Annotated in this window: 7 protein-coding genes and 1 pseudogene; 3 read left to right on the forward strand and 5 right to left on the reverse strand. The window is 69.3% G+C overall.

The genetic code is table 11. From position 1 onward, the window contains the following. From BEN49_RS07800 to BEN49_RS07815, 4 genes and pseudogenes are all read right to left on the reverse strand, one after another. Window positions 1-685, reverse strand: a pseudogene (locus BEN49_RS07800) (hypothetical protein); the annotation flags it as partial. Beyond that, window positions 652-927, reverse strand: a complete 276-nt coding sequence (locus tag BEN49_RS07805; RefSeq protein ID WP_070742479.1) for a hypothetical protein — start codon at window positions 925-927, stop codon at window positions 652-654. The pseudogene BEN49_RS07800 and the gene BEN49_RS07805, both read right to left, overlap by 34 nt. Beyond that, window positions 924-1208 carry a hypothetical protein gene (locus BEN49_RS07810; protein WP_070742480.1) on the reverse strand — a complete coding sequence of 95 codons (285 nt, stop codon included), beginning with the start codon at window positions 1206-1208 and terminating at the stop codon, window positions 924-926. The genes BEN49_RS07805 and BEN49_RS07810 overlap by 4 nt, the downstream gene beginning before the upstream one ends. 2 nt (window positions 1209-1210) lie before the next feature. Continuing rightward, entirely contained in the window at window positions 1211-1720 is a 510-nt protein-coding gene (locus tag BEN49_RS07815; RefSeq protein ID WP_070742481.1) for an MG2 domain-containing protein, read from the reverse strand. A 144-nt stretch (window positions 1721-1864) separates the two neighbouring features. Between BEN49_RS07815 and BEN49_RS07820 the strand changes: the two genes are divergently transcribed. After that, the gene (locus BEN49_RS07820; protein ID WP_158022790.1) at window positions 1865-3115 is read left to right on the forward strand and encodes a carboxypeptidase-like regulatory domain-containing protein; all 1251 of its coding nucleotides are present in this window, start codon (window positions 1865-1867) and stop codon (window positions 3113-3115) included. Here the strand turns inward: BEN49_RS07820 and BEN49_RS07825 are convergent. Continuing rightward, the gene (locus BEN49_RS07825; protein WP_083325891.1) at window positions 3112-4125 is read right to left on the reverse strand and encodes a chemotaxis protein CheB; all 1014 of its coding nucleotides are present in this window, start codon (window positions 4123-4125) and stop codon (window positions 3112-3114) included. The genes BEN49_RS07820 and BEN49_RS07825 overlap by 4 nt on opposite strands. Before the next feature lie 151 nt (window positions 4126-4276). Here BEN49_RS07825 and BEN49_RS29410 point away from each other — a divergent pair, with 151 nt between their 5' ends. Both BEN49_RS29410 and BEN49_RS07830 read left to right on the forward strand, forming a co-directional pair. Beyond that, window positions 4277-5092 carry a chemotaxis protein CheB gene (locus BEN49_RS29410; protein WP_083325892.1) on the forward strand — a complete coding sequence of 272 codons (816 nt, stop codon included), beginning with the start codon at window positions 4277-4279 and terminating at the stop codon, window positions 5090-5092. Then, window positions 5017-7308, forward strand: a complete 2292-nt coding sequence (locus tag BEN49_RS07830; protein ID WP_239691866.1) for a CheR family methyltransferase — start codon at window positions 5017-5019, stop codon at window positions 7306-7308. The genes BEN49_RS29410 and BEN49_RS07830 overlap by 76 nt, the downstream gene beginning before the upstream one ends. Window positions 7309-7337: the final 29 nt, after the last annotated feature.

Below are 7337 nucleotides of genomic sequence, written 5' to 3' on the forward strand. Positions count from 1 at the left end.
GCTGCTGCTGGGCGCGGCGAGCGTAGTCGGCCAGGGCCCCCGCGGGCAACTGAGCGGCGAGGGCTGCCGCGGGTAGCGGGGCCCCGGCGGGCGGGGGCCCCAGCAGCCGGATGGTGAGGGGCCGCTCGCCCTTGGCCGTGGGCGCCTGCAGCAGCACGTGCGCCGTGTCCAGCCCGTCGAGGCCCCGGAACTGGAAGTGCCCGCTGGCGTCGGTCTGCGTTTGGGCCTGGCGGGTAGGGTTGGTTTGCAGGTAGTCCACAGTGTGGGCGGCGGCGGGCTGCCCGGTGGCCGCCAGCAGCTGGCCGCGCACGCTTAGGCCCTGCTCCAGGGCAAAGTCGCGGCCCGGCCGCTGCCCGGCCAGCAGCTCCTTCCACACAAAGCGCCGCCAGCCCTGCGTCAGCAGCAAGTCGTTGAGGGCCTGGCGGGTTTCGGGCGTCTGGGGCTCGCGGAAGTAGTAACCCGGGTCTTCCACCGCGCCGGCCAGGTCCGACGTCAATAGCAGGTGCGATACGATGGTGGGGCCCTCCGGCCCGGCGGGCCCCGCCACCACGGCCACCGAAAACTCGCCCACCACCGGCTGGCCGGCGGCGTCGGTGGCGGCCAGGCGCAGGCGCACGGCGGCGCGCGGCGCGTAAGCGGGCTGGTCGGGCGTCAGCACCAAGCGTACGCCGGGCGGGTTGGGCACAAACACCAGCCGCTCGCACTGGGCCGTGCCCTGCGCATCGACAAGGTGATGTGCGCCAGGCCCGGGGCGAACTTGGCTTTGGGCAGCCGGGCCACCACCGGCGCCGCGCCGCCCACCGGGGCCTGGGCGGCATAGGCTACCTGGCCGCGCACCTGCGCCAGCAGCAGCGCGGGCCCCGGGGCCTCGCCGGCCGCCAGCCGCCGCCGGATGACGACCACAAAATCGTCGGCTGTTTCGCTCACGCCGATTGCGTAGCCCGCGGGCTGGCTGGCCGGCAGCGGGTACTCGGCCTGGCCGCGCCCGGCAGCGCCACCACCGCCCGGTACGGCTGCCCCGGCGCGGGCGCGAAGCGAAACGCGCCCATGCCCAGGTGCCGGCTACTAAAGCTGGCCACCGGCCGGCCCTGGCCGTCGCGCACGGTGCCCTGCATGGCCACGCCGTGCCCGCGCCCGTCCACGGCGCGGAATCCTACCTCGCTCTCCAGCCCGTCCACCAGGTTGCCGCCTTCGGGAAAAAACTGCACGTCTATTTTGGCTCCGGGGGCCCCACGGCTGCCGCCGGGGCCCCCGCCGCGCTGGTGACGACCAGTGGGCGGGCGAAGAAAAACGCCGCGCCGGCGTTGCGCATCCAGCTGGTGTAGGCCCGCAGCTGGTAGGTGCCGGCGGGCAGCGTGTCGGGCAGGGCCAGGTCGCCGGGAGCCAGGCCGCCACGCAGGCGTAGGGTGCGCTGCGCCACCAAGCCGCCCCGGGCCGAAATCAAGTCCACGTACAGCACTTTGCTCAGGGTGTCGGGGCGGTGCGAATCGGCCTCGGCCACGTAAGCTTTGAACCACACGGTTTCACCGGCGGCGTAGAACGGGCGGTCGAGGTGCAGGTAGGCTTTTTCGGGCAGCGACGTGCCGTAGAATTCGACCAGGCTCTTGACGATGCGCGGGAACGGCGCGTCGGCGGCGGGGAGCTGAAACGCCGCGGCCGCCAGCGCGCAAACGGCGGCCGCCGCGGCGCCGAGCCGGTGGCGAAAAGTTGACAGTAGCATAGCAAAAGCGGGTGAGGCTTAAAGGTAAACGCGGCCGCCCCTTTGCCCGCCGCGCGCCGCCCTGGGGCCCCCGCCGGCGCTGGCAACACTGCGGAAATGTTGTAAACTGCATCCATGTTAATGGCCCAGCCGCTCGCCTTGCCCATGCGCCTTTTTACCGTTGCCTTCCTGCTGCTGGCCGCCGCGCTGGGGGCCCTGCCGGCCCGGGCCCAGCTGGTGCTGGACGGGCAAGTGCGCGACGCCCGCACGCAGCGCCCGCTGGCCTACGCCAGCGTGTTCCTGGCCAACACCACCTACGGCACCACCACCGACTCGACGGGCCGCTTCGCGCTGGCCAGCGTGCCGGGCGGGCACTACGAAATCATGGTGTCGTACGTGGGCTACCAGCTCTACCAGAAAACCGTGGACTTGCAGCAGTCCCTCACGCTGGCGGCCAACCTGCTGCCGGCCACCACGCAGCTCGACGAAGTAGTGGTGCACGCCACCAAAAACCGCCCCGCCGACTATCAGCGCTTCCTTCAGCAGTTCCTGGGCCGCAGCGCCTTTTCGCGGCAGTGCCGCATCGAAAACCCGCAGGACCTGGTGGTGTACTACGACGAGCAGCGGCGCGAGCTGACGGCCGCCGCGCCCCGCGGCGTGCGCGTCGTCAACCAGGCGCTGGGCTACCGCATTACGTACTACAACTTTGATTTCAAGGTGCTTTACAATGCCAACCGCTGCGTGTTCGTGGCCGCGCCCGCCTTTGAGGCCCTGCCCACCGCCGACGCCCGGCAGCAGCGGCGCTGGGACGAAAACCGCCGCAAGGCCTACGCCGGCTCGCTGCCGCACTTCCTGCGCAGCGTGCGCGAAGGCCGCCTGCCGGAGGAAGGCTTCTTGGTGCAGGCGATGGTGGTCGAGCCAAAATCGGAGCAGGCGCAGCAGCGCGTGGCGCAGGCCGGCGACTCGCTGGCGGCCGTGTTTACGCCCGAGCCCGGCCTGTTGGCGCGCGTGTACAAGGCCCCACTGGCCGCGACGCAGCTGCGCCAGCCGGCCACGGTGGGGGCCCCGCGCGTGCAACTGCAGTTCCCCGGCGCCGTGCAGGTAACCTACCAGGGCGAGCAGCCCGACGCCCTGTACGCGGCCGACGTGGCGGTGGCCCGCCGCAACAGCCAGGTAGGAGCCGCCGCGGCCCACCGGACGGGCGCCGGCGGCGTTGCCCTGGGCCGGGCTTCCTACGACCCCATCTTGGAAGTATCGGAGCTGCGGCTTCTGGGGCCCCCGGCGCTTATTCTGCCCAACGGCTACCTCACCAACCCGCTGAGCGTGAAGGTAGACGGCTACTGGAGCTTTGAGAAAGTGGGCGAAAACCTGCCCCTGGACTACGTGCCCGCGGCGGCAGGGGCCCCGGGGCCCTAATCCGGGGCGGTGTCTTCGTTTTCGCCCTCGTATTCGTCGAGCAGGAATTCGCGCATGCGGTTCACGTGGCGCTTGAGGTCGTTGAGGCGCTCGGTGTGCCGGTCGGTTTCGTAGACCTCGTCGCGGGCGGCGAGGGTGGCGAGCAGGTTCTTGCGCTCTTCCATCATGCGCAGGGCGACCCACAGGGTTTCCTCCATCTTGCGCTGCGAGCCCTCCAAGATGGCCGCCGCCGTGTAGCAGTGGCCGGTGTGGCAGCGGAAGCGCAGCACCTTGCCTTGGTTCAACTCCCAAAGGTTGCCGCCGCAGTCGGGGCAGGTGAAGGGCACCAGGTTGCCGAGCTGGTCCACCTGTTCGGCCGAGCCCACCACGCGCTCGGCAATGGCGGCCTCCAGTTGCAAGTCGGCTGGAATTTCCAGGGCGTGGGCGGGCCCAACATGGGTAGGGCCCACCAGCCCTACCAGCAAGGGCCCCATGGCGGCCACGGGCAGCACGTGGTCCACGGCTACGTTGCGCAGGGCGCTTTCGGGCATGCTCGGGAATTCAGCTTCGGCGGGGTCTTGCACCACGGCCGTGCCCCCGCAGCGCTTGATGAAATCCAGGCCGGCGGTGCCGTCGTGCAGCATGCCGGTGAGCACCACGCCTATCACGTGCGAGTCGAAGGCCACGGCCGCGGCCCGGAACAGGGCGTCGGCTGAGGGGCGGTAGCCATTCTCAAAGGGGCCCTTGGTTACCAGTACCCGGTCTTCCTTCACCAGCAAGTGGCGGTCGGGCGGGGCCAGGTACAGGTGGCCGGCCAGCAGCGGGGCCCCATGGCCCGCCACTTGGCAGCGCAAGCTGGTGCGGCCAGCCAGCCGCGTCACCAAAGATTCGGTGTCGGCGTCGGGAGCGAGGTGCTGCACCACGAGCACAGCGGCCGGGAGGTCAGCGGGCAGTTGGGCCACGAGTTGCAAGAGGGCGGGCATGCCACCGGCCGAAGTACCGATGACGATGAGGTGGGTAGGAAGGGCCACGAAACAAAAAAAATAAAGGGCTCCCAGCTGGGGCCCTGTGCTAAGGTATACGGACCGCTGGGTAGTGCGGTAGTCAATTTATGCGCAATTTGGTAGGATAATTCGTTTTGTTACCCGCTTGTTACCCGACGCGGGAAATTATTTTGGTTCGATGAAACACCCTTTGCCTCCGGCCGACGTACCCCCCGCTTCGCCCGAACTGGACGCCACCACCACCGGGGCCCGCGCGCGCTCCGCCGCTGGTACCGACAAGTTTCCGGTGGTGGCACTGTGCGGCTCGGCGGGCTCGCTGGAAGCGTTTGAGCTGTTTTTTGGGTCCCTGCCGGCGCGCACCGGCATGGCGTTCGTGGTCGTCACGCACCTGGGGGCCACGCCCTACAGCCAGCTGCCGCAAGTACTGCAAAATTTTACGCCGCTGCCCGTGGCCGAGGCCACCGACGGCCTGCGCATGCGCCCCGACCACGTGTACGTCATCCCGCCCGACACGGACCTGAGCCTGCTCCACGGCTGCCTGCTGCTGCTGCGGCCCACCCAGCCCCCGGGCCACCGCCTGCCCATCGATTTCTTCCTCGAAAGCCTCGCCAAAGATGCGGGTGCGCGGGCCGTGTGCGTCATCTTCTCGGGCCTCGGGGCCGACGGCAGCGTGGGGCTGAAGGCGGTGATGGAGCACTTCGGGCTGGTGGTGGCCCAGGACCCCGCCACGGCCAAATTCGACGCCATGCCGCGCGCGCGCTGGCCACCGAGTTCGTCGATTTTGTGCTGGGCCCCGCCCAGATGCCCGCCGAGCTGCTGGCCTACGCTGCCCGCCTGCAGGTGCCCGGCAGCCACGGCCGGCCGCGCCCCGCCCCCGCCACCCAGCCGGCCCACGCGCTGCAAAAAATCTTCCTGCTCATCCGCCAGCGCACGGGGCACGACTTCAGCTTTTATAAGCGCAACACCATGTTCCGGCGCATCGAGCGCCGCATGAACGCCCACCAAATCAAGGAGTTCACGCACTACGTGCGCTACTTGCAGCACAACCCCGACGAGGTAGAGCAGCTGTTCCGGGAGCTGCTGATCGGGGTCACGAAGTTCTTCCGCGACGCGGCGGCCTTCGAGAGCCTCCAGGGGCCCTTGCAGGAGCTGGTGCTGGCCAAGGAGCCGCGCGGCACCGTGCGCGTGTGGGCCCCGGGCTGCTCCACGGGCGAGGAGGTGTACTCGCTGGCCATGCTGCTGCTCGAGTGCCTCGACGCCGTGGGCCACAGCCGGGGCGTGAAGCTCCAGCTCTTCGCCAGCGACATTGCGCCCGCCGCCATCGATTTTGCCCGCGCCGGCTGCTACCCGGCCACCATTGCCGCCGACGTGACGCCCGCGCGCCTCACCCGCTTCTTCACTTTTGAAGAGGGCCAGTACCAGATTCGCAAGGACGTGCGCGACGCGGTGGTGTTTGCCCTGCACGACGTGAACAAGGACGCGCCCTTCACCAAGCTCGACCTGCTCTGCTGCCGTAACCTGCTGATTTACCTGAACGCCGACCTGCAAAAAAACCTGCTGCCCGTGTTTCACTACGCCCTGCGGCCGGGCGGCATCCTGTTTTTGGGCCCCAGCGAAAACCTGACCGGCTTCCAGGACTTGTTTCAGCCCCTGGATGGCAAGTGGAAGATTTCGCGCCGCCTCGAAACCGGGGCCCTGCCCAGCCGGTTGCTCAACTTTCCGTTCGCCCTGTCGTCCCGGCCCCCGGCGGCGGCTCACCTTGCTGCCATGCCATCCGCCGCCGCCGCCCGCCCCGACGGGCCCTTCGCCGCCCTGGTGCAGAAAACCCTGCTCACCACCTACACCCCGCCCGCCGTGGTGATTACGCCCAAGGGCGAAATCCTGTACGTGAACGGCCGCACCGGCAAGTACCTGGAGCCCGCCCCCGGCGTGGGCACCCTCAACCTGTTCGAAATGGCCCGCGACGAGCTGCGCGTGGAAATCAGCGGGGCCGTGCACCGGGCCCTGCAAACCCGCCAGGACGTGACCGTGGAGCGCGCGCGCGTGGCCACCGGCGCCGGCCTGCAGCTGGTGCGCCTAAGCGTGCGGCACCTGGGGGCCCCCGAGGCCCTGGCCGGGCTGCTGCTGGTGGTGTTTGAGGACCAGCCCACCCCGCGCCGCAGCCGCCGGGCCAAGGACAAAGACAAGGACGGGGCCCCCGCCGCCGATGCCAGCCGCGAAGCCGCCGCCGCCCTCGACCAGGAATTGCAGTACACCAAGCGCCGCCTCCAAACCACGGTGGAGGAGATGGAAAGCAGCCTCGAAGAGCTGAAAAGCGCCAACGAAGAGCTGCAAAGCGCCAACGAGGAGCTGCAAAGCACCAACGAGGAGGCCATGACCAACAAGGAGGAAATGCAGAGCCTGAACGAGGAGCTGATGACCCTCAACATGCAGTACCTGGCCAAAACCGAGGAGTTCTCGCAAACGGCCAGCGACATGAAAAACCTGCTCGACGCCACCGAAATCGCCATTATTTTCCTCGACAACGACCTGCTGATCAAGCGCTTCACGCCGCACGTGCGCGACATCATCAACCTGCTGCCCACCGACGTGGGGCGGCCGCTGGCCCACGTCGCCTCCAACCTGCGCTACAAGCACCTGCTGCGCGATGCCCAGCAGGTGCTCGACCGCCTCACCACCGTGGAGGCCAACATCCAGACCACCCAGGGCGAGTGGTACGCGATGCGCATTTTGCCCTACCGCTCGCTCGATAACTACATCAACGGGGCCGTCGTCACCTTCACCGACGTGACGGCCCTCAAGCAGCTCGAAGCCCGCCTCCAGGAAACCGCCCGCTTCGCCGACAGCCTCCAGGAGGCCGTGCCCCAGCCCTCGGTGGCCCTCGATGCGCAGCTGCACGTGCGCCTGGCCAACCACGCCTTTGCCCAGGCCTTCGGGCTGGTGGCCACCGAGCTGCGCGGCCGGCCGCTGGTGGTGCTCAGCGGCGGGGCCTGGAACCAGCCGGCCCTGCTGGCCCAGCTGGCCCAGCTGCTGAACCCCGCCCACCCCCAGGACCAATTTGATGGCTTGGAGCTGACGGCCGATTTTGCCGGCCTGGGGCCCCGGCGCGTGGTGCTGTACGGCCGCCGCCTGCTGCACGAGGGGCAAGCCCACCGGCCAGGTGCTGCTGGGCGTGGAGGTGGTGGCCCCGCCGGCCTAGCGGCCAGGTAGTACCTTGGGGCGGTGGGCCCCGCCGGCCA

The organism is Hymenobacter coccineus (genome assembly GCF_001816125.1).
Taxonomy (GTDB): domain Bacteria; phylum Bacteroidota; class Bacteroidia; order Cytophagales; family Hymenobacteraceae; genus Hymenobacter; species Hymenobacter coccineus.

Excerpts from the sequence above, each read along its gene's own strand:
- BEN49_RS07815 (WP_070742481.1), bottom strand. The coding sequence starts at position 1,720 with ATGCTACTGTCAACTTTTCGCCACCGGCTCGGCGCCGCGGCGGCCGCC.
- BEN49_RS07820 (WP_158022790.1), top strand. The coding sequence starts at position 1,865 with ATGCGCCTTTTTACCGTTGCCTTCCTGCTGCTGGCCGCCGCGCTGGGG.
- BEN49_RS29410 (WP_083325892.1), top strand. The coding sequence starts at position 4,277 with ATGAAACACCCTTTGCCTCCGGCCGACGTACCCCCCGCTTCGCCCGAA.